Below are 26,280 nucleotides of genomic sequence, written 5' to 3' on the forward strand. Positions count from 1 at the left end.
ACACATCTGTGGCGAGGGGGCTTGCCCCCGTTGGGCCGCGAAGCGGCCCCAAAACCATGCAATGAGGCGTGTCAGGTAAACCGTTTCGCAGGTTTTGCGACTGCTGCGCAGCCGAACGGGGGCAAGCCCCCTCGCCACAGGGATCAGCGGCGGAACGCAGAGCCCGTATGTTGCTCAGGTAAATGCGCTTCGCCGTGAAACAGCTTTTCCCGCAGGCTGCCGTCGTCGTAAGCGGTCTTGTACGACCCTCTGCGCTGCAACTCCGGAATCACCAGCTCAATGAAATCCACATAGCTTTCCGGGGTGACGATCCGTGTCAGGTTGAAGCCATCCAGACCGGTTTCGGCGATCCACGATTCCAGCTCATCGGCCACCTGCTGCGGCGAGCCGACCACGGTGATGTAGCGGCCACCGAGGGCGTGTTGTTCCAGCAGTTTGCGGCGGGTCCAGTCGTTGTTTTGCAGGTTCTTGGTGGCGGACTGGATGGCGTTGCTCTTCACGTACTGGATCGGTTCGTCGAGCTCGTATTCGGAAAAGTCGATCCCGGTGGAGGCCGAAAAATGCGCCACGCCAGCCTCGGCGCTGGCGTAGCTCAGGTACTCGGCGTGTTTGGCCCAGGCCAGCTCTTCTGTCTCACCGACAATCACGTTCAAGCCCATGAACACCTTGATGTCCCAGGGATTGCGCCCGGCCTCGACAGCGCTGGCGCGAACCTTGTCTACCTGAACCCGGGTCGCCGGTTTGTTCTGACCGCTGATGAACACGCACTCGGCATGCCGACCGGCGAAGAGCAAACCGCGATCGGAACTGCCGGCCTGAAACAGCACCGGCGTGCGTTGCGGCGATGGCTCGCAGAGGTGATAACCCTCGACCTGATAGAACTCGCCCTTGTGCTCGACCTTGTGCACCTTCTCGGGTTGGGCGTAGATCCGTTGCTCACGGTCGTTGAGCACCGCGCCGTTTTCCCAGCTGCCTTCCCAGAGTTTGTAGAGCACTTGCAGGTATTCATCGGCCTGGTCGTAACGCCGGTCGTGTTCCACCTGTTCGCTCAGGCCCATGGCCTTGGCGGCGCTGTCGAGGTAGCCGGTGACGATGTTCCAGCCGACCCGCCCACGGCTCAAATGATCAAGCGTCGACATGCGCCGGGCGAACAGATACGGCGGTTCGTAGGTCAGGTTGGCGGTCAGGCCGAAGCCGAGGTTTTTGGTGACCGCAGCCATGGCCGAGACCAGTAGCAGCGGGTCGTTGACCGGCAACTGGATCGACTCTTTGAGCGGCACGTCCACCGAGTTTTGATAGACGTCGTACACACCGACGATGTCGGCGATGAACAGACCGTCGAACAGTCCGCGCTCCAGCAACTGCGCCAGTTCAGTCCAGTATTCGATGGTTTTGTATTGGGTGGAATTGTCCCGTGGATGCGTCCACAGGCCATGGTTGATGTGCCCGATGCAATTCATGTTGAACGCGTTGAGCAGGATTTTCTTTTTGGCATCAGCCATCAGATGGTCCCTCGCAATGGAGGGTTTTCATCGTTGAGGTAGTAATTGCCCACCGCGTGATATTTCCAGCGCACCGGGTCATGCAGGGTATGTACCCGAGCGTTGCGCCAGTGGCGATCCAGGCCGTGCTCGACCAAGGTCGCCTGGCTGCCGGCCAGTTCGAACAACGTGCTGCCGGCGGCAAGGGAGATTTCGGTGCTGATGGCCCGGGCTTCAGCGACGGCAATCGACGCGGCGGCGACAGTCTCGGCATTAGTGTCGGCCTGGGCCAGATCGAGGATTTCTCCAGAGCGTTCCAGCAAGGCTTCGGTGGCGTGCAGGCGAATGCTCAAGTGGCCGAAACTCTTGATCGTCAGCGGGTCTTCGGTGGCTTTGTCGTTGCCGGAATCAATCCACGGCCGGGTCTTGGTGCGCACAAAATGCAGGGCATCTTCATACGCGGCGCGGGCGATGCCGGTGTCGATCGCGGCGTGGAGAATCTGCGCCAACGGGCCGACAGTGGTCGGGCGCTCGAACGCGCTTTGAAACGGAATCACGTCCTCGGCGGCGACGTAGACATCCTCGAACACCACCGAACCGCTGCCAGTGGTGCGCTGGCCGAAGCCGCTCCAGTCGTCGATTACCGTCAGGCCTTTGCTGTTGCGCGGGACGAACGCCAATTGCTGCACACCCTTTTCGTCCACCACTGACGTCGGGATACGCTGGGCGTAAATCGCGCCAGTGGCGTAGAACTTGCGACCGTTGATGCGGTAGCCGTTGCCATCGCGAGTCAGGCTGGTGACGCGATCATGGGCGGTTTTGGTGCCCAGTTCCGCGAGTGCGTTGCCGAAGCGCTGGCCGGCCAACACTTCGGCGTAGAGACGTTTTTTCTGCTCATCAGTGCCGTTCACGCGCAGCACTTCGAGGGCGTAGAAATGGTTTTGTGGAATCTGTCCAAGGGAGCCGTCGGCCTGGGCGATCAGCGTGATGACCTTGGCCAGGGTGACATTGGAAACCCCAGCGCCACCGTATTCTTTTGGCACGCTGATGCCCCAAAGACCCGAACGGGAAAACACTTCCAGTTCCGGGTACGGCAAACGACGTTCGCGGTCGCGCAGGGCGCTGTCACGTTTGAAATCGTCGGCCAGGTCACTGGCGACAATCAGGGCTTGCTCATCGCTGGTGATGACCGCGACGTGGTGAGAAAGAGTCATGTGTTTCTCCAGAGATCTGGTCAAAAGGGTTCGGGTCGTCAGATCCAGGAATGCCGTGCAGGCAAGGTTCCATTGAGGTGGTAAGCGCCGACGGCGTGATACTTCCAGCGCACCGGGTCGTGCAGCGTGTGCACCCGGGCGTTGCGCCAGTGGCGGTCGAGATTGAATTCGGCGAGGGTGGCGCGGCTGCCGGCCAGTTCGAAGAGTTTTTCGCTGGCCAGCAGCGAGATCTCGGTGGTCAGCACTTTGGCTTCTGCCACGGCAATCGAGGCGCGTGCAGCGGACTCGGCGGTGAGCGGCGCGGCGTTGACCTCATCGAGTACTTGCCCGGCCTTGCGCAACAACGCTTCGGCGGCATGCAGTTCGATTTTCAGCTTGCCGATGTCGGCGATCACATAGAGGTCGTCGCTGGCCCGCTCGACCTTGGCGTCGATCCAGGGTCGTGCGCGTTTTTGCACGAACTCGATGGCGTCATCGATGGCGCCCCGGGCAATGCCGGCGTCGATGGCTGCTTGAATCAGCTGCGATACGGCGCCCTGGGTATTCGGGCTGTCATTGATCTTCCAGTTATCCACCACCAGCTCGGCGTCGACCCGCACGTTGTTGAGCAAAATGGTGCCGCTGGCGGTGGTGCGCTGGCCGAAACCCGACCAGTCATCAACGATGCGCAAGCCCGGGGTACCACGACGGACGAAGGCCAGCACTTGCTTGCCGTCGTCGTTCAGCGCCTTGACGGCCACCCAGTGGGCGAACAGGGCGCCGGTGGAATAGAACTTCTGCCCGTTGATGATGAAGCCATCGCCGTCGGCGGTGATCCGCGCCTTGAGCTCCAGGGTGTTTTTGGTCCCGCGCTCCGGCCCCGCGTTACCGATTCGCCAGCCTTCGAGCACGCTTTTGAACAGCTGTTTTTTCTGCGATTCGGTGGCGCTGCCGAGTATCAGGTTGAGAATCCCGAACTGGTTCTGAGGGATTTGCCCCAAAGCCGGGTCAGCCGCGGAAATGATCGCGAACACCGAGGCTATGGTGACGAATGAAACCTGCGGGCCACCGTACTCACGCGGGATGGCAATGCTGCCCAGGCCGCTGCGGGTGAACTGTTCGATTTCCGACCACGGCAGCTTGCGCTGCTGGTCACGTTTGGCTGCTTGCAGGCGGGCGACTTGCGCCAGCTCATGGGCAGCCTTGATGGCTTGTGCGTCGTTGCGCAAGACCTGCGCGGGCAACAACAATGGGGTGATGTCCAGATCACTCTGGACGATCGCATCTGCCAGACTGGACATCAGTGCCGCTCCTTGGCTGCACGCAATGCCCTGGCGATTTGCACTGGGGTGATTGTGTTCCGGACCATACCTACCTCACATCTCATGAAAGCGCCGCAAGTTGCGGCGAACGAAAAACACGAATGTCCGGTGGTCCGGTGCATATACCCTAAACGCGTATAAATAATTAATGAACTAACTTTTAGGAATATGTATAGAAGGTGTTATCAGACCCGATGAGCTCACGGCTTTCGAGGCTCAGCGGCCATGAGCACTGTTTTGGGTGGTACTTTCAGGTAGGGATTGGCACAGCCGATTTTCAGTGTGCGTGCCGGTGCCCAGCGCGAGTTGTTACCCACGCGGTCGAGGATGCAGTAGGTCACTTCCAGTCGAAGGTCTTCGCCGGCTTCGAGAATGATCGCCGGGGGTACCCAGACCTGAATTGGCTGACCCACATCGCAAGCCTTGAGCTTGGGCAGGTCCATGCGCACATCGCCCCAGCGCAGGGTGATTTCGTCGTCGGCGGCCATGTTCAGGTAAGGCTCGATGGTCAACGGCACGCCGCGTTTGACTTGGTTTGGATTGACTCCCTGACGGCGAATGGTCTCAGGGATAAACACCGGTGCCAGGCTCTGGTTTTCCTCATCGCAAAGCAGCCGGCCGCCTGGGCAATCAAGTTTGATCTGGACGCGCGCCGCCGGTGATACCGCGGCCCCTTGCCCCACCTGCATGACCTTGTAATGGACGCGAGCAGAACCATTGGCAATGAAGCTTTCCGGCACCCGCAGGCTCACGGGGTTGCCGCCATGGTCGGGACCCAAGACATTGGAGGCCACGTAGCAGTTGTCCCAAAACAGTTCGATCAGATCGCCTTCGTCCATGCCGGGGTAGGGTGGCACGTCGATCATAAGATGAGCGGCCGAAGTGATGTTGATGCCGGCCTTCTGGCTTTGTGCCAGGGTCGGGGCTGCAAGTTCAGGTTTGTTTGAAGTGCTTGTCATGGGTTTCTCTCCTTGAAGCTTTGCCGCGAAGTCCATTTCTGAAAGATCGAAAGGCGTGAATTACCAAGCAACAAAACGATTCACTATTTGCGCGCTTAAACAATAATTGAGTGTGATGGCTGTTGCCTGTTGGAGACTAGATAAGAGTGCGCTTGAATAGGTGTCAATAGCGTTGGTTGGTTAAAGGTTAGTTCTTGCGTGATTCAGAAAGCTCCTACGCGGTGTGGTTAATAAACCGCATCGCTCTGTCGAATATAGTCCGGTATTTGGTGGGTTTTATGCCTCCGAGGCAGCAACCCTTTGAGCGCGGACAGCGAGGTGTTTTATAGATTTTAGGCGATATGAATCTGTTGCAGGACATATATATGTACCGCATAGGACGGCGGGAAGTTATTTATGATGAGGGCGAGTCGTGTAATTTGTTGAAGGCTGTCATACGCTTTTATAAAGCGGAGTTAATGTCACTTCCATCCATGGAAGTTGACTGTCTTTGAGTGGGATAGCACTAAGCGTTATTAAGAAATTTGCTGAGAAACTGCTTGGTCCGTTCCTCTTTCGGATTGGCAAACAATGCCTTGGCTTCGCCTTGTTCGACGATCACACCCTTGTCGAAAAACACCACGCGGTTGGCCACGTCCCGGGCAAAGCCCATTTCGTGGGTAACGATCACCATGGTGCGTTTCTCCTCGGCCAGGCCGCGGATGGTCGCCAGCACTTCGCCCACCAGCTCCGGGTCCAGCGCCGAGGTTGGTTCATCGAACAGGATCACTTCCGGTTCCATCGCCAACGCTCGGGCAATCGCCACACGCTGTTGCTGACCGCCGGAGAGGCGTCGCGGGTAAGCGTCTTCCTTGCCCGCCAGGCCGACCTTGGCCAACAGCTTTTTACCCAAGGCAACGGCTTCGGCACGCGGGATCTTTTTCACCACTAACGGGCCTTCGATCACGTTTTCCAGGGCGGTGCGATGGGGGAACAGATTGAAGTTCTGGAACACAAAACCCACGTGCTGGCGCAAGCGCCGTACCAGGCTCTGCTGCTGGTTCAGGGGGCGGCTGCCATCGATCTCGATGTCGCCGACCTTGATCCGGCCGCTGCTAGGCTCCTCGAGAAAATTCAGGCAACGCAGGAAGGTGGTCTTGCCCGAGCCGCTGGGGCCGATGATCGCCACCACCTCGCCTTCCTTCACCTGCAGATCGATGCCGTTGAGCACCACCTGACCCTTGAACTGCTTTGTCAGTTTTTCCACGACAATCATTGGGTCAGGACTCCTGGTCGTGCCGATTGACCCGCGCTTCCAACTGGTTCTGCAGGTGCGACAGTACAGTCGCCAGAACCCAGTAGATCAGCGCCGCGGCAAGATACATGGTGAAAATTTCGAAGGTGCGAGCGGTGATCAGCTGTGCCTGACGGAACAGTTCCGGCACCTGAATAGTGGCCGCCAGCGCCGTGTCCTTGACCAGCGAGATAAAGCTGTTGCCCAAAGGTGGCAGAGCCGTGCGCGCCGCTTGCGGCAGGATGGCCCGGCGCAGGGTTTGCGCGCGGGTCATGCCGATACTGGCAGCGGCTTCCCACTGGCCGCGCTCGATGGAGCTGATGGCGGCACGCAGGATTTCGCAGGCGTAGGCGGCCATGTTCAGCGAGAAGCCGATCAGGGCCGCCGGCAGCGGATCAAGTTCGATACCCAATTGCGGCAAGCCGTAATAGATCACGAACAGTTGCACCAGCAACGGCGTGCCGCGAAAGAACGACACATAGATGCGGGCGATCCAGCTCACCAGTTTGAAGCGCGACAGCCGCATCAACGCCAGGCCGAAGCCCATCAGCAGGCCGAAGAACATTCCGCCCAGGCTCAGGATGACCGTGTAGTACGCGCCCTTGAGCAGAAAGGGCGCGGAGTCCAGCGCAAGTTGGAAAGCTTCTCCCATTATTGAGTGACGTCAGCGCTGAAGTATTTTTCCGAAAGCTTTTTCAGCGTACCGTCGGCACGCAGCTTGTCGATGGCTTTGTTCACCGCGGCCAGCAGCTCAGGCTCGCCTTTGCGCAGGGCAACACCGGCTTCCTGGCGGGAGAACGCTTCGCCGGCAGCGGCAGTGTCCTTGGCCTTCCTGGCATATTCCAGCGCGGCCAGGCGGTCGATCAGGATGGCATCGATGCGGCCGACGCGCAGATCCTGGAACTTGGTCGGATCATCTTCGTAGGTGCGGATGTCAGCCTTAGGCACATTCTCTTTCACCCACTGCTCGTAGTTGGTGCCCAGACCTACGCCGACTTTCTTGCCGGCCAGATCGGCGGCGGTCTTGATGGTGTCTTTGTTTTTGGTCAGGGTCAGCGCCTGAATCCCGGAAACGGTGTAAGGCGTGGAGAAGTCGTACTTCTTCTTGCGCTCTTCGGTGATGGTCACCTGGTTGATCACCGCGTCCAGACGCTTGGATTCCAGGGCCGCGAGGATGCCTTCCCATTTGGTCGGCTGCAGTTTGACCTTCACGCCCAGCTCTTTGGCCAAGGCTTCGGAGAACTCGACTTCGAAGCCGCTCAGTTTGCCGGCCTCGTCGACGAAGCTGAACGGTGGATAAGTGCCTTCCAGACCGACGTTGATCACGCCAGCGTCCTTGATTTTTTGCAGCTGCTCACCAGCCACTGCCTGCGCGAGCAGACCGGCGCTCAGCGCCAGGCCCAGCGAACCCACCAGCAGATTTCGACGTAATGCGGAAAAATTCATGACAAGCCCCTGTGTTTTCTTATGGAAGACGCTTAAGGAAAGTTGGCAAATTCGGGATTTGAACGACTGCGATATCCTGCCCTAAAGCAGCTTATGCGTCTTGCTGCAAATTCGCCTGCGGCGCGACTATATGATGTTGTATTTAGATAGGAAAATACTAAATATTCAGTTTATTATTCTTTTTTGAGATATGACAAGCGTCTTCATGATCGTTCCCACGCTCTGCGTGGGAACACCTCTAGGGACGCTCAGCGTCTAGTGACGCGAGCATCACGGGCTGCATTCCCACGCAGAGCGTGGGAACGATCAGTTATAGAAAGTCTTTGTAGGCAAACAACGCCGGCGCCCCGCCGGTGTGCAGAAAGATGATCGGGCCGTCATTGAAGCGTTGGCGCCCGATGCCGTCGAGCAAACCGGCCATGGCCTTGCCGGTGTACACCGGATCCAGCAACAACCCTTCCTGACTCGCCAGCAGCTTCAGCGCCGACAATGTCCCTGCATTCGGCTCGCCATAACGCGGACCGAAATATTCGTCCCACAGTTCGACTTTGAAACTCGCCGGCAGGCTCACGCCGAGCAGTTCGGCCGTGCGCTCGGCGAGGCCCTGGACTTTCGGACGTTGAGCTTCATCGCTACGGGAAACGGTGACGCCGATCACCGGCAAATCCGGCAGTGCTTCGCTCAATGCCAGCGCCAGGCCGCTGTGGGTGCCGGCACTGCCGGACGCCAGGACCACGGCGGCGAAATTCAGCCCGGTGTCCTTGATCTGTTCAGCCAGTTCCAGGCCTGCACGGACATAACCCAAAGCGCCCAATGCATTCGAGCCACCAATTGGCACCAGATACGGCTTTTTACCGTTGCTGCGCAGACGCCCGGCCAGCGCTTCCAATTGCTCGTCGGCGTTGTCGAGGTTTTCCACCAACTCGACCTTGGCATCGAACAGGTCCAGCAACAGCCGATTGCCGTTGCCGACATAGTTGCTGTCATCGGTGCCGAGCGGATTTTCCAGCAGGGCCACGCAGCCCAGGCCAAGCTTGGCCGCAATGGCGGCGGTCTGGCGCACGTGGTTGGACTGGATCGCGCCAGCAGTGATCAACGTATCAGCACCTTGGGCCAAGGCATCGGCGGCCAGGTATTCGAGTTTGCGCAGCTTGTTGCCGCCCAGTGCCAATGGCGTCAGGTCATCGCGTTTGACGTACACATCGCGGCCCAGCCAGGTCGACAGGCGTTCGAGTTTTTCCAGGGGAGTAGGATGACCGAGCAGGTCGAGGCGATTAAAGCGGGCAAGCTGTTGTTTGATCATGGGTCCGTACTGGCGGAGGAAGATGTCAGGACTATAGGCACGGGTATTTAGTGGGGCAACTGCCAATCGCTTATAGCCAAAAGTATTGTGCACAGCACTATTGGTTCTTAATTCGGCTGCAAGCCGTTGCCGTAAAGTAATCGCGGTTAACGCGGCCAGACAGTCCAGCCGCCCGTGAGGAGTTTTTACCGTGAGCGAGCGTTCCAGCCATTGGCAATTGCAGACCATCGTCAGCCAACTGCGTACGGCGCGCGACCGGTGGCGCGCACAAAACGGCCGTGCCAGCGGCGAGCAGGGCGGCCGCGAGTTACCGTCCCGAGCGGCCATGGCGGACATTCTCGAAGCCTTGTGTGGTGCGCTGTTCCCAATGCGATTGGGGCCGGTGGATTTGCGCGAGGAAAGTGAAGATTTCTACGTCGGCCACACACTCGACGTGGCACTGAACGCGTTGCTCGCTCAGGCCCGGCTCGAACTGCGTTACGCCGCGCGCCACAGTGCCCAGGCCGACACTGAAGTCGAGGCCAAAACCATTCAGATCATTCAGGATTTCGCCCTCGCTTTGCCGGGGCTGCGCACGCTGCTGGACACCGACGTGCTGGCGGCCTATCACGGCGACCCGGCGGCTCGCAGTGTCGATGAAGTGTTGCTCTGCTATCCGGGGATTCTGGCGGTGATTCACCATCGTCTGGCCCATCATTTGTATCGCGCCGGCTTGCCGCTGCTGGCGCGGATCAGCGCGGAAATCGCCCACTCGGCCACCGGCATCGATATCCATCCGGGGGCGCAGATCGGGCGCAGTTTCTTCATCGATCACGGGACGGGTGTGGTGATTGGCGAGACGGCGATCATTGGCGAGCGGGTGCGGATTTATCAGGCGGTGACTTTGGGCGCCAAACGCTTCCCGTCGGACGAGGACGGCCAGTTGCAGAAGGGCCATCCGCGGCATCCGATCGTCGAGGACGATGTGGTGATCTATGCCGGCGCGACGATTCTGGGGCGGATCACCATTGGCAAGGGCTCGACCATCGGCGGCAACGTCTGGCTGACCCGCAGCGTGCCGGCAGGGTGCAATCTGACCCAAGCGAATCTGCAGCATGATGATGGGACGCAGAAGTAGGGGGCAAAAATCTCTAGTGGTCTTTCTGACGCCATCGCGGGCAAGCCACGCTCCCACAGGGTTTGTGTCGAACGGTATTTCCGTGAACGACACGAAAACCTGTGGGAGCGGGCTTGACCGCGATGGTTTCAAGCCAGGCCCAGATAATGGCATTTAGCTAATTTCCCGCCGAACGAATCCCGCAAATCCCACCTTATACCCTCCCTTGAGCTAGCACAGAAAAGCTACCGCCGAGCCCTGCGATTAGTCCTTAGCCCCCTATCCATGTTTAACTTGAACGCTCATTCAAGTTAAACCGCCGGTTTGCTGCCCGCTCACAACAGGAGGCTTGCCTTTGCCGAGTCCGTTATTGATTGCCCTGTTTCACCCCCTTGAGGTGCACCTTTCATGAGTGCATCGTCCACCCCCGCAAGCGGCCAGGTCCGCATGAATCCGCCGGTGTTTTATTTCGCGGCGACCTTTATTTTGCTGTTCGCCGTTGTCGTCATGGCGATTCCCGAACAGGCCGGTGCCTGGCTGTTGCAAGCGCAAAACTGGGCGGCCAATACGGTCGGCTGGTACTACATGCTCGCGATGACGCTGTATCTGGTCTTCGTGGTGGTCACCGCCTTGTCTGGCTACGGCAAGATCAAGCTCGGTGCCGACCACGACGAGCCCGAATTCAGCTACCTGTCCTGGGCCGGCATGCTGTTCGCCGCCGGGATCAGCATCACGCTGTTTTTCTTTTGCGTGTCCGAACCGCTGACGCACTTGGCACAACCGCCGCAAGGCGAGGCCGGCACGGCGGATGCGGCGCGTCAGGCGATGCAGATTCTGTTTCTGCACTGGGGCCTGCACGGCTGGGGCGTGTTCGCCTTTGTTGGCATGGCGCTGGCTTATTTCGCCTATCGACATAACCTGCCGCTGGCCCTGCGTTCGGCGCTGTACCCGCTGATCGGCAAGCGCATCAACGGCCCCATCGGTTACGCGGTGGACGGCTTCGGCATCATCGCCACGGTGTTCGGCCTCGGCGCGGATATGGGCTTTGGCGTATTGCACCTCAACTCGGGCCTGGACTACCTGTTCGGCATCGCCCACACCCAGTGGATTCAGGTCGGCCTGATCACGTTGATGATGGGCGCGGCGATCATCGTCGCGGTGTCCGGCGTCGATAAAGGCGTGCGAGTGATGTCCGACATCAACATGCTGCTGGCCTGTGCGCTGTTACTGTTTGTGTTGTTCGCTGGCCCCACCCAGCACCTGCTCAATACGCTGATCCAGAACATCGGCGACTACCTCGGCGCCTTGCCGATGAAAAGTTTCGACCTCTACGCCTATGACAAACCCAGTGACTGGCTGGGCGGCTGGACGGTGTTCTACTGGGCCTGGTGGATTGCATGGTCGCCGTTCGTGGGCCTGTTCATCGCGCGGATTTCCCGTGGCCGGACCATCCGTGAATTCGTCTTCGGCGTGCTGCTGATCCCGCTCGGTTTCACCCTGGCGTGGATGTCGATCTTCGGCAACAGCGCCATCGACCAGGTCCTCAACCACGGCATGAGCGCGCTCGGCATGTCGGCCATCGACAACCCGTCGATGACCCTGTACCTGCTGCTGGAAACCTATCCGTGGAGCAAAACCGTGATTGCGGTCACGGTGTTCATCAGCTTCGTATTCTTCGTGACCTCCGCCGACTCCGGCACCGTGGTCCTGTCGACGTTGTCCGCCAAGGGTGGTAACCCGGATGAAGACGGGCCGAAATGGCTGCGAGTGTTCTGGGGCGCGATGACGGCGTTGGTGACCAGCGCGCTGCTGTTCTCCGGCAGCATCGACGCATTGAAGTCAGCGGTGGTGCTCACCTCGTTACCGTTCTCGATGATTTTGCTGCTGATGATGTGGGGGCTGCACAAGGCGTTTTATCTGGAATCGCAGAAGCAAATCGCACAACTGCATTCCCTCGCTCCGGTGTCCGGATCACGGCGCGGTGGATGGCGTCAGCGCTTGAGTCAGGCGGTGCATTTCCCGTCTCGGGATGAGGTCTATCGCTTCCTCGATACCACGGTGCGCCCGGCGATTGAAGAGGTGACGGCAGTGTTCGTCGAGAAGGGCTTGCACGTGGTTACTCAGCCCGACCCGGCCAATGACAACGTCAGCCTGGAGATCGGTCACGGCGAACTGCATCCGTTCATCTATCAGGTGCAAATGCGCGGTTACTTCACGCCGTCATTCGCCCGTGGCGGCATGGGTTCCAAGCAACTCAACAACCGCCGCTACCACCGGGCCGAAGTGCATTTGAGGGAGGGCAGTCAGGATTACGATCTGGTGGGCTACACCAAGGAGCAGGTCATCAACGACATCCTCGACCAGTACGAACGGCACATGCAGTTCCTGCACTTGGTGCGTTGATCTACGCGGATGGCGCTGACGTCTTGTCAGGCGTCAGTGCTCATCGCCATGAACAACACCAGCGCCGCCACCGGCACGCCGAACACCGCGCTACCCACCACCAGTTCGGTGCTCAACGGCTGGCCGGCGTTGACCATGCCGACCGCGCCGTTGATCAAGGTCAACGCCAGCCACAGCACGACAAAGCTGAAGGCCAGGGTCTGGCGGGGGAAACCGATTTTCTCGCCGATGAACAGCATCAGCGCCAGCAGGACCAGGCCGAAGAAGATGATGATTGCTGTGTGCATGGTGAGTCCACCCTTCAGGTATGCATTGCTTTTGAGGCAGCCATCGCGAGCAGGCTCGCTCCCACATTCAACCGCGTTGCTGAATGAGAGCTCGGTCATCTGTGGGAGCGAGCCTGCTCGCGATGGGGTCACCTCGGTGTCCTTGCTACTTATTGAGCATAGGCACCGCTGCGCTTAAACCAACCCACCATTCACCCAAGCCGAATCCGGCCCACCGCGTAGCCGGGCAAGTTCCGTGTTGTATCCCCATAACAAACACATGTCGCCACGGGTTCGGGTGTTTGTGGACTGGTTGGGGGAGGGGTTTGCAAAGGCCCGATAACCGATGGTCCGCGGGCAATCTGGCTTGCTTGAGTTCGGCTAATATTTATCACAGTGTGTATCGTGTGTATTAAAGATGTGATCATCACGTAATGTGCTCAGCAGATGCTGCCCACAAGGACGAAGGTGATGCGAAGTCGGGAAATGATCAGGATGATCGAGGAGGATGGCTGATATCTGGTGGCCGTGAAAGGTAGCCACCATCAGTACAAGCATTCGTGCAAGTCAGGCAGGGTGACGATAAAGCACCCTGATTCGGATCTCCCAAAAGGGACGATCAACAGCATATTGAAACAGGCGGGTCTGAAATGAGACCCGACATCGGAAACGAGAGCCTCGAAGGGGCCACATCACAGGAAGGACTCATCGAAATGAAATTCCCGGTCGTTCTGCACAAGGATGCCGACTCAGAATACGGAGTGATTATCCCGGACGTGCCGGGTTGTTTCTCTGCGGGCGCTACTGTGGCGCAGGCATTTGAAAACGTGAAAGAAGCGTTGGCTTTGCACTATGAAGGCTTGGTCGCCGATGGTGATCCACTGCCGCAGGTGCGTGAGATTGACGCTCATCTTGATAACTCTGATTACGCTGGCGGTGTATGGGGTGTGGTCGACTTCGATATCACGCCTTACTTCGGCAAGTCGGTGCGCTTCAATGCCACGCTCCCAGAGCAATTGCTTGAGCGTATCGACCAGACGGTCAGACGAGATCAGCGATACAGCTCAAGATCTGGTTTTTTGGCGGCTGCCGCGTTGCGTGAGTTGTCGGCGTAAACGTTGGGAGTGGATATCGGCTCTATGCGCTGGGTCAGATTTAATAATCTGTGAAACGTTTCAGCATTTTCTCGAGTCCGAGGTTTATCGGCGTTTGTCCAAGCGTATGCTGGGCAACTTGCAGAGCAGTCGATACCACATTCAAGTCAGACAAGAGAGGATTCGATGACATACACCGCTTCCGAAAGCCGCTACGATTCCATCCCTTACCGCCGTGTAGGCCGCAGTGGGTTGGTGCTGCCGGCACTGTCCCTGGGCTTGTGGCACAACTTCGGCGACAGCACGCCAATCGACACCCAGCGCTCGTTGCTGCGCACGGCGTTTGACCTGGGCATCAACCACTTCGACCTGGCCAACAACTACGGCCCGCCGTACGGCAGCGCCGAGATCAACTTCGGTCGTTTGCTGCGTGAAGACTTCAAGCAGTACCGCGACGAGTTGATCATCTCCAGCAAGGCCGGTTGGGATATGTGGGCCGGCCCTTACGGTCAGGGCGGTGGTTCGCGCAAATACGTGCTGGCCAGCCTCGACCAGAGCCTGCAGCGCCTGGGCCTCGACTACGTAGACATTTTCTATTCCCATCGCTTCGACCCGGACACGTCGCTTGAAGAAACCGCCAGCGCACTGGCCACCGCGGTGCAGCGGGGAAGGCGCTGTACATCGGCATCTCGTCCTATTCCGGGGTGAAAACCCGTGAAATCGCCGGGTTGCTGAAAGAGTGGAAAGTGCCGTTGCTGATTCATCAACCGGCCTACAACCTGCTGAATCGCTGGGTGGAAAAGGACCTGCTGGACACCACCGATGAACTCGGTACCGGCGTGATCGCCTTCACGCCATTGGCTCAGGGGTTGTTGACCGACAAGTACCTCAATGGCGTGCCAGCGGATGCGCGGGTCAATCGTCCGGGCGGTGGTTCGTTGCAGGCGTCGCACCTGTCCGAAGCCAACATCGCCCATGTGCGGGCGCTTAATGAAATCGCCAAACGCCGCGGTCAGAGCCTGGCGCAGTTGGCGCTGGCCTGGACCCTGCGCGATCCGCGGGTGACCTCGGCGCTGATTGGCGCGAGCCGGCCTGAGCAGATTATCGAGAACGTCGGGGCGTTGAAGAACCTGAGTTTTAGCGTGGAAGAGTTGGCGGAGATTGACCGGTTTGCCCAGGAGGGTGGTGTCAATTTGTGGGAAAAGCCTTCGACGGCTGAATAAGTGTTCGGCGCTGGATATTCTGGCGCCTGTCACATAGCGTTCGCGAGCAAGCCCGCTCCCACATTAGACCGAGTCCTTAAATAAGAATGCGATCACCTGTGGGAGCGGGCTTGCTCGCGAAGAGGCCCTCATAGCCACTGAAGAAGCTGGGTGCTCACCGAAAGAAAGGCACATCCCCCAACACCGTCGCCCGCTGCATCACCCGCCGCGCCGGGCGGTAATCATCCACCGCGTGATGCTGGGTCACGCGATTGTCCCAGAACGCAATGTCGTCTTTCTGCCAGCGCCAACGGATGGTGAACTCCGGTCGTGTGGTGTAGGCGAACAAGAATTTCAGAATCACCTCGCTTTCCGTTTCCGACAGCTCATTGATCTTCGACGTGAACCCTTCATTGACGAACAGCGACCGGCGCCCGCTCACCGGGTGCGTGCGAATCACTGGGTGCGACAGCGGCGGGTTCTTGCGCCGGGCTTCTTCCCACTGGGCCAAGGCTTCCGGTGTATTGCCATAGCGCTCCAGCGGGAACGATCGGGTGAAATCGTGAGTGGCGGTCAACCCTTCGAGCAGAGTTTTCATCGGTGCGGACAGTGCTTCATACGCCGCAATACCACTGGCCCACAGTGTGTCACCGCCAAATTCCGGCAGCAGTTTGGCGCTGAGTACCGCGCCCATCGCCGGGGTCGGCAGGAAGGTCACGTCGGTGTGCCAGATCGCGTTGTCCCGCACGTCGGTGACGGCAGTGTCGAGGATCAGCACTTCCGGCTGTTCCGGCACGTTCGGGTAGATCGGATGAATATGCAGGTCGCCGAAATAGGCGGCGAATCGCGCTTGCTGTTGCGGCTCGATCGGCTGGTCGCGGAAGAACAGCACTTGATGCTTGAGCAGCGCTTGTTCGATGGCGTCGCGTTGTTCCAGGTTCAGCGCCTGGCTGATGTCGATGCCGCTGATTTGCGCGCCTAGGGCGGAGCTTAAAGGGACGATTGTCAGGTTACTCATGGTGGTTCTCTTCAATCTGGGGCGTCGAGCTGTTTGTGGGAGCGGGCTTGCTCGCGAAGAGGCCGTGTCAGTCAACTTAGATGTTGAATGCTGGACCGCTTTCGCGAGCAAGCCCGCCCCCACAATGAATATTCAGTGAGCCTGGCCGTGCCATGGCACCAGTTTGCGTTGCAGGGCACGCAGGCCCATTTCCATGGCGAATGCGATCAATGCGATCACCAGAATCCCCAGCACCACCACATCGGTAACCAGGAATTGCGCGGCCGATTGCACCATAAAGCCCAAACCGCTGGTGGCGGCGATCAACTCGGCGGCCACCAGCGTCGACCAACCCACACCCAGACCAATTCGCACACCGGTCAAAATGTCTGGCAAGGCACTGGGCAAAATCACGTACCGAATCAACTGCGCCCGAGTCGCGCCCAGCGACTGCGCGGCGCGCAATTTGGCCGGGTCGACGGTGCGCACGCCAGTGGCGGTGGCAATCGCGATCGGGGCGAAGATCGCCAGGTAGATCAACAAGACTTTCGACAATTCACCGATGCCGCACCAGATCACGATCAGCGGCAGATAGGCCAGCGGCGGAATCGGGCGATAGAACTCGATCAGCGGATCAAGAATGCCGCGAGCGATACGGTTGTGGCCGATGGCGATACCCACCGGCACGGCGGTCAGCACCGCGAAGCCCAAGCCCAGGCCAATACGGCTGAGGCTCGCGCCCAAGTGCTGCCACAAGGTCGAATCCATGTAGCCGGTGGTCACCAGCAGCCAACCTTTTTGCAGCACGGCGGAGGGTGGCGGCAGGAACAGCGGTTCGATCAAACCAGTGGCCGTGACGGCCCACCAAATGGCAACGAGAGCGATCAGCGTCAGTACGCTGATCCAGCGCGTGTTCAAACTGCGACGTAACGGAATGACCGTCGAGCTCGACTTCACCGTCGCGGCGGGAATTTCATAGGTGCTCATGCGCGCTCCTGCGGCTGGACGGCACTGCGTTGGGAGAACACTTTGGCGAGCACGTGTTCGCGGGTTTCGATAAAGCGCGGGTCGGATTTGATTGCCCGCGCCGATTCGCCAGCGGCGTAACGCTGACCGAAGTCCAGGCTCAGACGCTCGACGATTTGCCCGGGGTTGGGCGCCAGCAAAATCAGATCCGTGGCGAGGAACACCGCTTCTTCAATGTCGTGGGTAATCAGGAACACCGGTTTGGCGGTGCGTTGCCAGACCTGCAGCAACAGCTCCTGCATCTGTTCGCGGGTGAAGGCATCGAGGGCACCGAAGGGTTCATCCATCAGCAAAACCCGAGGGTCTGCTGCGAGGGCGCGAGCGAGGCCAACACGTTGCTTCTGCCCGCCCGAGAGCTGCCAGATTCGGCGATTTTCGAAACCGGAAAGGTCCACCAGCGTGAGCATTTCCCGGGCGCGCTGTTCACGTTTTTCCCGCGGAGTGCCGGCCAGTTCCAGACCGAAGCCGACGTTGGCCAGCACGTCCTGCCAAGGCAACAGGGCGTCGTCCTGGAACACCACGCCGCGCTCGGCGCTCGGGCCTTTGACTGGCACGCCGTCAAGGGTGATGCGCCCGGCAGTGGGCTCGACGAAACCGGCAATCAGGTTCAACAGCGAGGTCTTGCCACTGCCGGACGGGCCGAGGGCGACCAGCAACTGCTGGGGCCCCAGACTCAGGGAAATATCCGCCAGCACAGGTTCCGTGCTGCCTGGGTACTGTGCGCAGATGCGCTCCAGCTGTAGCAAAGCCATCGCGGTTAACTCCCGATCAATTGGTGATGTATTTGGCGCTGACGTACGGCGCGTAGTCCGGCAGCACGGCCTCGACCTTGCCCTGTTCCTTGAGGAACACCGCAGTGTCGGTGATGGCCTTGGTGGTCGGCGCGCCGAGGGTGATCACCTGATCAGCCGCGAGCGGGAAGACGTTGCCTTGCAGCAGCAATGGAATGTCGCTGGCCTTGGCACCGGAGAGCTTCACCAGTTTGTCGACATTGCTTTGGTTGGCGAGCCAGGCTTTCGGGTCTTTGCGGTAGTCGGCGTAGGCATCGAGGGTCACTTTGGCGAACGCGGTGACGATTTCCGGGTGCTTCTGGGCGAAATCCTTACGCACGATCCAGGCATCGAAAGTCGGTGCGCCGAATTTGGCCAGTTCGCCCGAGGTGATCAGCACTTTGCCGTTTTCCTTGGCCACGCCGAGCGCTGGGTCCCAGACGTAGGTGGCGTCGATATCACCGCGTTTCCATGCAGCGATAATCGCCGGCGGCGCGAGGTTGAGCACGGTGACTTTCGATGGGTCGATGTTCCAGTGTTTCAGCGCGGCCAACAGGCTGTAGTGGCCGGTGGAAACAAACGGTACGGCAATTTTCTTGCCGATCAGGTCTTGCGGGGTCTTGATCCCGGAACCGTCGCGAGCGACCAGCGCTTCGGCGGCGCCGATCTGGGTGGCGATGAGAAAGGTTTCTACCGGGACTTTGCGGGTGATTGCCGCCGTCAGGGGGCTGGAACCGAGGTAGCCGATCTGCACATCGCCAGACGCGATGGCGGCAATGATGTCGGCGCCGTTGTCGAATTTGCGCCAGTCGATATTGGCGTTGGTGGCTTTTTCGTAGGTGCCGTCAGCCTGGGCGACTTTGGCCGGGTCAACGGTGGTCTGGTAGGCGACGGTCACATCTGCCGCCTGAGCCAGGAAACTCGCCAAAGCCAGAAACGCGGCGGCCAGAAGGCGAAGAGGGGAAGTCAGTTTCATCGGGAAGCTCCTTGTCAGGCGACCGAGAGTCGGCGTGAAAAGGAGACTAAATGATATAAGAATCCGAAAATAAATAACTTTTTCGAATTACCTTATGAGCGGAAAATTCTAAGAGAGGCCGTTGTGGCGAGGGGGCTTGTCGGACCGCCGCATCGCCCCGTTCGGCTGCGAAGCAGTCGTAATGCAGGCGACTCGGTTTATCCGAAATATTGCGTGTGTCGGTTTTGGGACTGCTGTGCAGTCCAACGGGGGCAAGCCCCCTCGCCACAGAGGGAACTTGCTCTGGCAGTTTAGTTGCTGATCGCCAGAATACTCGCCTGATACGACCCGACAAACACATCGAAATCGCCGACTTCGTTCTGTTCCAGCTCTACCTGCTGAGCCAGCGACGAGCGCGCCCGTTCTTCAAATTTAGCCTGTTCTTCGCTTGAAAGCGGCTCGCTGCGGAAAAACTCTGCGTGCACCTGACTCTGACGCAAGGAGAACTGAGCAAAGCTTTCCTTGTGCTCGGCCATCGCCGCCAACACCTGAGCCGATGGCGTCAGGGACGAGTCCTTGACCTTGGCCAGTTGTGCGTCCAGCGCCTTGCTGTGGGCATCGCCGCCATGGCTTTGATCCAGCAACGCCGCCAATGGCGCAATTTTTTCCAGCAATTCGCCGGCCCATTCCTTCAGGTCTACCAGGTGCCCGTCGCGTTGCAACTGCAGGCCCGGACGACGACCTTCCTTGACCACGCTGAGGAAGTTCGACGTCGCATTGCCACAGCTGGTGCTGGTCAGCAGCGGGCTGTCGTTCAGCGCGCAATACAACAGGAACGCATCAAGGAACCGCGACTCGGTGAGGTCGATGCCCATCGGCAGGAACGGGTTGATGTCCAGGCAGCGCACTTCAACGTATTGAATGCCACGGGCCACCAACGCCTGGATCGGCCGCTCGCCGGTGTAGGTCACGCGTTTCGGGCGGATGTTGGAGTAGTACTCGTTTTCGATCTGCAGGATGTTGGTGTTGAGCTGAACCCACTCACCGTCCTGGTGCGTACCGATCTCGACGTATGGCGGGTAAGGCGTGGCCACGGCTTTGCGCAGGCTGTCGGTGTAGCTGGTCAGATCGTTGTAGCACGGCGTCAGGCCGGCTTGGGCGTTGCTCTGGTAACCCAGATCGCTCATGCGCAGGCTGGTGGCGTACGGCAGGTACAACGTGTCCGGGTCCAGCTGTTCCAGTTGATGCGAACGACCGCGCAGGAAACCGGCGTCCAGCGCAGGCGAGGCGCCGAACAGGTACATCAGCAGCCAGCTGTAGCGACGGAAGTTGCGGATCAGCGCGATGTAGGCCGACGATTGATAATCGCGATCGGTGCCGACAAAGCCTTCGGCCTCTTTAAGCAGCGGCCAGAGCTTTTCCGGCAGGGAAAAGTTGTAGTGGATCCCGGCAATGCACTGCATGGTCTTGCCGTAACGCAGAGCCAGGCCCTTGCGATAGACGTACTTGAGCTGACCGATGTTGGAGGTGCCGTAATAAGCGATCGGGATGTCTTCCTCGGCCGGCAACGGGCACGGCATCGATGGACTCCACAGGTACTCGTTGCCGAGTTTGCTGTAGGCAAACCGATGGATCTTATCGAGGCTCGCCAAGGTATCCGCCGGGTCTGGCAGAGCTGGCGTGATGAATTCCAGCAGCGACTCGGAATAGTCGGTGGTGATTTGTTCATTGGTCAGCGCGGAACCCAATTCTTCGGGGTGCGGCGTTTGCGCCAGGCGCCCTTCGCCTGTCACGCGCAGGCATTCACGTTCGATGCCGTGAAGGCACTGTTCGAGCAGAGAGAGGTTAGCGCGCTCGCCGAGCAGAGCCAGGCGGCGGTTGAGAAGTTCGCTCAAGTTGGATTCCTTCACGCGTCAGTCGCCCCAATATGGGGGTGGGCAAGACGGTCTACAAGGGTGAAGTTAAAACTGGCGTTTTCGCCTGGTTTTCGGGCCGCACTGGCCTGCTGTCAGCCAGCCAGGGATTGATCGCCGCAATCCCCTGTGGGAGCGGGCTTGCTCGCGAAGAGGGCGTGTCCGTCAACATTGAAGTTGCCTGACACACCGCCTTCGCGAGCAAGCCCGCTCCCACAGAAAACTCCGACGCTGCAGTCACAGCGCCGAAATTAACTCAAATTGATGATGGGGGGCTACAGGACAGCGAACGTGCCTTGTGCTTTTGCGACGAGTTTGTCGCCTTGCATCACGTCGGCTTCAACCACCAGCGTGCGGCGGCCCGGATGGATCACCCGTGCCGTGCACATCACTTCACCGTCGGCGACGGCGCGGATGTAGTTGATCTTGCACTCGATGGTTGCGCTCTGCTGGTCAAAGCCGTGGGTGCTGGAACAGGCCAGCCCCATGGCAATGTCCACCAGACTGAACAAAGCGCCGCCGTGCAGCTTGCCGCCGCGATTGCGCAGTTCTGGCTCAAGCGCCAGGGCGACTTGCGCCACCCCGGTTTCCAGACTGTGCAAGCGACACCCCAGCAGCTTGAAAAACGCGCTTTCGGTCAAGCCGACCGGGATCTCCATCAGCGTTTTTTCAACTGTTTGGCGTTAGCGAACAGCGAGGCCATGGCGTTGTTGGCCGGGGCTGCTGCCGTGGTTTCCTTGCGCGGTGCGGTGTTCTGGGATTGGCGTGGTGCCGAACCTGGACGCGCACCGCGAGCACCGTCGATCTTCTCGCCCGGGGTGTCGCTCATGCGCATCGACAGGCCAACGCGTTTGCGCGGGATGTCGACTTCCATGACCTTCACCTTGACTACATCACCGGCCTTCACCGCTTCGCGCGGATCCTTGATGAACTTCTCCGACAGCGCGGAAATGTGTACCAAACCGTCCTGATGCACGCCGATGTCGACGAAGGCGCCGAAGTTGGTCACGTTGGTGACCACGCCTTCGAGGATCATCCCCAGTTGCAAGTCCTTGAGGTCTTCGACGCCTTCCTGGAACTCGGCGGTTTTGAACTCGGGACGCGGGTCGCGACCGGGTTTTTCCAGCTCTTGCAGGATGTCGGTGACCGTCGGCAGACCGAAGGTTTCGTCGGTGTACTTCTTCGGATCGAGGCGCTTGAGGAAGCTCGCGTCGCCGATCAGCGAGCGAATGTCACGGTCGGTTTCAGCGGCAATGCGCTGCACCAGCGGATAGGCTTCCGGGTGAACCGCGGACGAGTCCAATGGGTTGTCGCCATTCATCACGCGCAGGAAACCGGCGGCCTGTTCAAAGGTTTTTTCACCCAGACGCGCGACTTTTTTCAGCGCCGCACGGGTTTTGAAGGCACCGTGCTCGTCGCGGTGGCTGACGATATTTTGCGCCAGGGTCGCATTAAGGCCGGAGATACGCGCCAGCAGCGCCACGGAGGCGGTGTTGACGTCGACGCCCACGGCGTTCACGCAGTCCTCGACCACCGCGTCCAGGCCGCGTGCCAGTTTCAGCTGCGACACGTCGTGCTGGTACTGGCCGACGCCGATGGATTTCGGATCGATCTTCACCAGCTCAGCCAGCGGATCCTGCAAGCGACGGGCAATCGACACCGCGCCACGGATCGACACGTCGAGGTCCGGGAATTCCTTGGAGGCCAGTTCCGACGCCGAGTACACCGATGCGCCGGCCTCGGAGACCATGACTTTGGTCATCTTCATGGCTGGGTATTTTTTGATCAGCTCAGCAGCGAGCTTGTCGGTTTCACGGCTGGCGGTGCCGTTGCCGATGGCGATCAGGTCCACCGAATGCTTGGCGCACAGGGCGGCGAGCACGGCGAGGGTCTGGTCCCACTTGTTGTGCGGCACGTGCGGGTAAACCGTGGCGTGATCCAACAGCTTGCCGGTGGCATCGACCACGGCGACCTTGCAACCGGTGCGCAGGCCCGGGTCGAGGCCCAAGGTGGCACGCGGCCCGGCCGGGGCCGACAGCAGCAAGTCGTGCAGGTTGTGTGCGAACACGTTGATCGCTTCGGTTTCCGCGCCATCACGCAGTTCGCCCAGCAGGTCGGTTTCCAAGTGGGTGTAGAGCTTGACCTTCCAGGTCCAGCGCACCACTTCGCCCAGCCATTTGTCGGCGGCGCGGTTCTGGTTCTGGATGCCGAATTGCTGGCCGATCATGCCTTCGCACGGGTGCATGGTGCCCGGCAGTTCATCGCCGACTTTCAGCGCGGAGCTGAGAATGCCTTCGTTGCGGCCACGGAAAATCGCCAGCGCGCGGTGCGATGGCATGCTTTTCAGCGGTTCGTCGTGTTCGAAGTAGTCGCGGAACTTGGCGCCTTCCTCTTCCTTGCCAGCGATCACGCGGGCACTGAGGGTGGCTTCCTGCTTGAGATAGTTGCGCAACTTGTCCAGCAGGCCAGCGTCTTCGGCGAAACGCTCCATGAGGATGTACTTGGCGCCTTCAAGGGCGGCTTTCACATCGGCCACGCCTTTTTCGGCGTCGATGAAGCGCGCGGCTTCGGCTTCAGGGTTCAGGGTCGGATCGTTGAACAGGCCGTCGGCCAGCTCGCCGAGGCCGGCTTCCAGGGCGATCTGGCCCTTGGTGCGGCGCTTCTGCTTGTACGGCAGGTACAAGTCTTCGAGACGGGTCTTGGTGTCGGCGAGTTTGATGTCGCGTTCGAGTTGCGGGGTCAGCTTGCCTTGCTCTTGAATGCTGGCGAGGATGCTGATCCGCCGTTCGTCGAGTTCTCGCAGGTAGCGCAGACGCTCTTCCAGATGACGCAACTGGATGTCATCGAGGCTGCCGGTCACTTCTTTCCGGTAGCGGGCGATGAAGGGAACGGTAGAGCCTTCATCGAGTAGCGCGACGGCCGCTTCGACCTGTTGTGGGCGGACGCCGAGTTCCTCGGCGATGCGGCTGTTGATGCTGTCCATAAAACCACCTGACAAATTGTGAAAGCAGGCTCGCAGGCGCAGAGATAAGGGCTCGGCGAGTCTGGTTGAGCGGCCTGGCGTGCGCCGCTACCTGAGCCAACAGGCTTCCCGTTGACCCGTGAAATCGAACAATTACTGCCAGCGCCATGAAAAAAAACGGCTGCTTACAGTAACGATCAGACGTTGCCTGACACAAAAGGCCGCGCATTATAACCAGCGTTCTGTCCATTCGGGGGCATCGCGGGTTGTAGGCACAATGCCCGGTTTTCTGGCGGTAGAGGAAAAATCTGCTAACAATGCACACGGTGCGTATAACGGCAGCTACGCCATAATGCGCGCCGAGATCAAAGGAGCATCCAATGAGCAGCACTGCAAACATTGCTGAAGGCGAAAAAATTCTTATTGTTGACGACGATCCTGGGCTGAGCAGCCTGCTGGAGCGTTTTTTCGTCAGCAAGGGCTACCGCGCCCGCGCCGTCCCGAACACTGAACAAATGGACCGCCTGCTGGCGCGTGAAGTGTTCAACCTGGTCGTCCTCGACCTGATGCTGCCCGGTGAAGACGGCCTGACCGCTTGCCGCCGCCTGCGCACGGCGAACAATCAGATTCCAATCATCATGCTGACCGCCAAGGGCGATGAGCTTAGCCGCATCAAGGGCCTGGAACTGGGCGCCGACGATTACCTGGCCAAGCCGTTCAACCCGGACGAGCTCATGGCTCGGGTCAAAGCGGTTCTGCGTCGTCAGGCGGCACCGGTGCCGGGCGCCCCGGGCAGCGAAGACGAAAGCGTGACCTTCGGTGACTACGAACTGTCCCTGGCCACCCGCGAACTCAAGCGCGGCGAAGAAGTGCATATGCTCACCACCGGTGAGTTTGCGGTGCTCAAGGCATTGGTCATGAACGCGCGTCAGCCACTGACCCGCGATAAACTGATGAACCTGGCCCGTGGCCGCGAGTGGGATGCCCTAGAGCGTTCCATCGACGTGCAGATTTCCCGTCTGCGCCGGATGATCGAACCCGATCCGTCCAAACCACGCTATATCCAGACCGTCTGGGGCGTGGGTTACGTGTTCGTTCCGGATGGCGCCGCCACGAAGTGATCGGTGATTTGTAGGAGCGGGTCTTGCGGGTAACGGGTCAGATGACCTTTCCCGCAGACTCGCGATCTGCAATATGCGAGCATCGCTCGCTCCTGCAAGTATGTAGCGGTTACCCATGAAAACCCCTGTTTGGTTCCCCCAGAGCTTCTTCTCCCGCACCCTGTGGCTGGTGCTGATCGTCGTCCTGTTCTCCAAGGCGCTGACCCTGGTTTATCTGTTGATGAACGAAGATGTGCTGGTGGATCGCCAATACAGCCACGGCGTCGCCCTGACGCTGCGTGCCTATTGGGCCGCCGACGAAGAGAACCGCACGAAGATCGCCGATGCCGCGACCCTGATCCGGGTGGTGGGTGCCGGTGTGCCGGAAGGCGAACAGCACTGGCCCTACAGCGAGATCTACCAGCGACAGATGCAGGCCGAATTGGGTGCCGACACCGAAGTGCGATTACGCATGCACTCACCGCCGGCGCTGTGGGTCCGGGCGCCCAGCCTGGGCGATGGCTGGCTGAAAGTGCCGTTGTACCCGCATCCATTGCGCGGCCAGAAAATCTGGAACGTGCTCGGTTGGTTCCTCGCCATTGGTTTGTTGTCCACCGCCTCGGCGTGGATCTTCGTAAGCCAGCTCAATCAACCGCTTAAACGACTGGTCTATGCCGCGAGGCAACTTGGTCAGGGCCGCAGCGTGCGCCTGCCGATCAGTGATACACCGAGCGAGATGACCGAGGTTTATCGCGCCTTCAACCAAATGGCTGAAGACGTCGAACAGGCGGGGCGCGAACGGGAGCTGATGCTGGCCGGGGTCTCTCACGATCTACGCACGCCCCTGACCCGTTTGCGGCTGTCCCTGGAGCTGATGGGCGATCACAGTGACCTGACAGACGACATGATCCGCGACATTGAAGACATGGACGCGATTCTGGATCAGTTCCTGGCGTTCATTCGTGACGGACGTGACGAGTCTGTGGAAGAAGTGGACCTGAGCGAGCTGGTTCGAGAAGTCGCTGCACCGTACAACCAGAACGAAGAGAAAGTGCACTTGCGCCTGGAGCCAATCCAGCCGTTCCCGTTGCGTCGGGTGTCGATGAAACGGCTGCTGAACAACCTGATCGGCAATGCTCTGCATCACGCCGGCAGCGGCGTCGAAGTGGCGGCTTATGTGTCCGGAGATACCAGTGCACCGTATGTGGTGCTGAGCGTCATGGACCGTGGCGCGGGGATCGATCCGTCGGAACTGGAGGCGATCTTCAACCCGTTCACCCGTGGCGATCGTGCCCGGGGCGGGAAGGGGACGGGGTTGGGGTTGGCAATCGTGAAGCGGATCGCTTCGATGCATGGCGGGAATGTCGAGCTGCGCAACCGGTCCGGTGGTGGGCTGGAAGCGCGGGTGCGGTTGCCGCTTGGGTTGATGTTGCCGAGGGATGCTGTCTGACTCGATCGTTCCCACGCGCAGCAAAGGAATGCAGCCCGGGACGCTCCGCGTCCCATCCAGAGCCGAACG

The 26,280-nt window shown here is 59.7% G+C and carries 22 protein-coding genes and 2 pseudogenes; 8 read left to right on the forward strand and 16 right to left on the reverse strand.

Annotated features, from left to right (window positions below; all coding sequences use genetic code 11):
* Window positions 1-143: 143 nt before the first annotated feature.
* The 8 genes from AB7M29_RS04445 to AB7M29_RS04480 form a co-directional block, all read right to left on the reverse strand.
* The gene (locus AB7M29_RS04445) at window positions 144-1,502 is read right to left on the reverse strand and encodes an LLM class flavin-dependent oxidoreductase (RefSeq protein ID WP_217855146.1); all 1,359 of its coding nucleotides are present in this window, start codon (window positions 1,500-1,502) and stop codon (window positions 144-146) included.
* Entirely contained in the window at window positions 1,502-2,695 is a 1,194-nt protein-coding gene (locus tag AB7M29_RS04450) for an SfnB family sulfur acquisition oxidoreductase (RefSeq protein ID WP_454246413.1), read from the reverse strand. The genes AB7M29_RS04445 and AB7M29_RS04450 overlap by 1 nt, the downstream gene beginning before the upstream one ends.
* A gap of 38 nt (window positions 2,696-2,733) precedes the next feature.
* On the reverse strand, window positions 2,734-3,975 hold the full coding sequence (locus AB7M29_RS04455; RefSeq protein WP_217855150.1) for an SfnB family sulfur acquisition oxidoreductase: 1,242 nt from the start codon (window positions 3,973-3,975) through the stop codon (window positions 2,734-2,736).
* A 221-nt stretch (window positions 3,976-4,196) separates the two neighbouring features.
* Window positions 4,197-4,955: a hypothetical protein gene (locus AB7M29_RS04460; RefSeq protein WP_454246414.1), complete on the reverse strand. Its 759-nt coding sequence runs from the start codon at window positions 4,953-4,955 to the stop codon at window positions 4,197-4,199.
* A gap of 505 nt (window positions 4,956-5,460) precedes the next feature.
* On the reverse strand, window positions 5,461-6,210 hold the full coding sequence (gene tcyN / locus AB7M29_RS04465; RefSeq protein WP_008068688.1) for an L-cystine ABC transporter ATP-binding protein TcyN: 750 nt from the start codon (window positions 6,208-6,210) through the stop codon (window positions 5,461-5,463).
* Window positions 6,211-6,214: 4 nt separating this feature from the next.
* Window positions 6,215-6,880 (reverse strand): cystine ABC transporter permease, encoded by a 666-nt coding sequence (gene tcyL, locus AB7M29_RS04470; protein WP_007903115.1) that lies wholly within the window; start codon window positions 6,878-6,880, stop codon window positions 6,215-6,217.
* Window positions 6,880-7,674 carry a cystine ABC transporter substrate-binding protein gene (gene tcyJ / locus AB7M29_RS04475; protein ID WP_454246415.1) on the reverse strand — a complete coding sequence of 265 codons (795 nt, stop codon included), beginning with the start codon at window positions 7,672-7,674 and terminating at the stop codon, window positions 6,880-6,882. The genes tcyL and tcyJ overlap by 1 nt, the downstream gene beginning before the upstream one ends.
* A gap of 310 nt (window positions 7,675-7,984) precedes the next feature.
* Window positions 7,985-8,977: a D-cysteine desulfhydrase gene (locus tag AB7M29_RS04480; RefSeq protein WP_217855156.1), complete on the reverse strand. Its 993-nt coding sequence runs from the start codon at window positions 8,975-8,977 to the stop codon at window positions 7,985-7,987.
* Window positions 8,978-9,167: 190 nt separating this feature from the next.
* Here AB7M29_RS04480 and epsC point away from each other — a divergent pair, with 190 nt between their 5' ends.
* Together epsC and betT are read left to right on the forward strand one after the other, a co-directional pair.
* Complete coding sequence (gene epsC / locus AB7M29_RS04485) at window positions 9,168-10,094, forward strand: serine O-acetyltransferase EpsC (RefSeq protein WP_454246416.1); 927 nt, start codon at window positions 9,168-9,170, stop codon at window positions 10,092-10,094.
* Between the two features lie 426 nt (window positions 10,095-10,520).
* On the forward strand, window positions 10,521-12,476 hold the full coding sequence (gene betT / locus AB7M29_RS04490; protein ID WP_427624247.1) for a choline transporter BetT: 1,956 nt from the start codon (window positions 10,521-10,523) through the stop codon (window positions 12,474-12,476).
* Window positions 12,477-12,502: 26 nt separating this feature from the next.
* On the opposite strand, the gene AB7M29_RS04495 is transcribed toward betT, so the two are convergent.
* Window positions 12,503-12,763: a hypothetical protein gene (locus tag AB7M29_RS04495; RefSeq protein WP_123721735.1), complete on the reverse strand. Its 261-nt coding sequence runs from the start codon at window positions 12,761-12,763 to the stop codon at window positions 12,503-12,505.
* Window positions 12,764-12,974: 211 nt separating this feature from the next.
* Between AB7M29_RS04495 and AB7M29_RS04500 the strand changes: the two are divergent.
* From AB7M29_RS04500 to mgrA, 4 genes and pseudogenes are all read left to right on the forward strand, one after another.
* Window positions 12,975-13,085: pseudogene (locus AB7M29_RS04500) on the forward strand (LysR family transcriptional regulator); the annotation flags it as partial.
* A 176-nt stretch (window positions 13,086-13,261) separates the two neighbouring features.
* On the forward strand, window positions 13,262-13,396 hold the full coding sequence (locus AB7M29_RS04505; protein ID WP_225922951.1) for a type II toxin-antitoxin system HicA family toxin: 135 nt from the start codon (window positions 13,262-13,264) through the stop codon (window positions 13,394-13,396).
* Window positions 13,393-13,857, forward strand: coding sequence for a type II toxin-antitoxin system HicB family antitoxin (locus AB7M29_RS04510; protein WP_454246417.1), 465 nt, complete (start codon window positions 13,393-13,395; stop codon window positions 13,855-13,857). The genes AB7M29_RS04505 and AB7M29_RS04510 overlap by 4 nt, the downstream gene beginning before the upstream one ends.
* A 165-nt stretch (window positions 13,858-14,022) precedes the next feature.
* A pseudogene (gene mgrA, locus AB7M29_RS04515) lies at window positions 14,023-15,059 on the forward strand (L-glyceraldehyde 3-phosphate reductase).
* A 154-nt stretch (window positions 15,060-15,213) separates the two neighbouring features.
* Here mgrA and tauD read toward each other — a convergent pair.
* The 7 genes from tauD to AB7M29_RS04550 form a co-directional block, all read right to left on the reverse strand.
* Window positions 15,214-16,056, reverse strand: a complete 843-nt coding sequence (gene tauD / locus AB7M29_RS04520) for a taurine dioxygenase (protein ID WP_217855164.1) — start codon at window positions 16,054-16,056, stop codon at window positions 15,214-15,216.
* Window positions 16,057-16,188: 132 nt separating this feature from the next.
* Window positions 16,189-17,022 (reverse strand): taurine ABC transporter permease TauC, encoded by an 834-nt coding sequence (tauC, locus tag AB7M29_RS04525; protein WP_454246418.1) that lies wholly within the window; start codon window positions 17,020-17,022, stop codon window positions 16,189-16,191.
* Window positions 17,019-17,813 carry a taurine ABC transporter ATP-binding subunit gene (gene tauB / locus AB7M29_RS04530; protein ID WP_454246419.1) on the reverse strand — a complete coding sequence of 265 codons (795 nt, stop codon included), beginning with the start codon at window positions 17,811-17,813 and terminating at the stop codon, window positions 17,019-17,021. The genes tauC and tauB overlap by 4 nt, the downstream gene beginning before the upstream one ends.
* Before the next feature lie 16 nt (window positions 17,814-17,829).
* The gene (gene tauA / locus AB7M29_RS04535; protein ID WP_454246420.1) at window positions 17,830-18,807 is read right to left on the reverse strand and encodes a taurine ABC transporter substrate-binding protein; all 978 of its coding nucleotides are present in this window, start codon (window positions 18,805-18,807) and stop codon (window positions 17,830-17,832) included.
* Window positions 18,808-19,097: 290 nt separating this feature from the next.
* Entirely contained in the window at window positions 19,098-20,681 is a 1,584-nt protein-coding gene (gene gshA, locus AB7M29_RS04540) for a glutamate--cysteine ligase (RefSeq protein WP_454246421.1), read from the reverse strand.
* 293 nt (window positions 20,682-20,974) lie between these two features.
* Complete coding sequence (locus AB7M29_RS04545) at window positions 20,975-21,358, reverse strand: PaaI family thioesterase (RefSeq protein ID WP_050681815.1); 384 nt, start codon at window positions 21,356-21,358, stop codon at window positions 20,975-20,977.
* The gene (locus AB7M29_RS04550) at window positions 21,358-23,682 is read right to left on the reverse strand and encodes a Tex family protein (RefSeq protein WP_008076563.1); all 2,325 of its coding nucleotides are present in this window, start codon (window positions 23,680-23,682) and stop codon (window positions 21,358-21,360) included. Before AB7M29_RS04550 ends, AB7M29_RS04545 begins: the two co-directional genes overlap by 1 nt.
* A gap of 359 nt (window positions 23,683-24,041) precedes the next feature.
* Between AB7M29_RS04550 and ompR the strand changes: the two genes are divergently transcribed.
* Both ompR and AB7M29_RS04560 read left to right on the forward strand, forming a co-directional pair.
* Window positions 24,042-24,782 (forward strand): osmolarity response regulator transcription factor OmpR, encoded by a 741-nt coding sequence (ompR, locus tag AB7M29_RS04555; RefSeq protein ID WP_454246422.1) that lies wholly within the window; start codon window positions 24,042-24,044, stop codon window positions 24,780-24,782.
* A 115-nt stretch (window positions 24,783-24,897) separates the two neighbouring features.
* Window positions 24,898-26,211, forward strand: coding sequence for an ATP-binding protein (locus AB7M29_RS04560; RefSeq protein ID WP_052962882.1), 1,314 nt, complete (start codon window positions 24,898-24,900; stop codon window positions 26,209-26,211).
* The last annotated feature ends 69 nt before the right edge of the window (window positions 26,212-26,280 follow it).

It is taken from the genome of Pseudomonas sp. F-14 TE3623 (assembly GCF_053629015.1).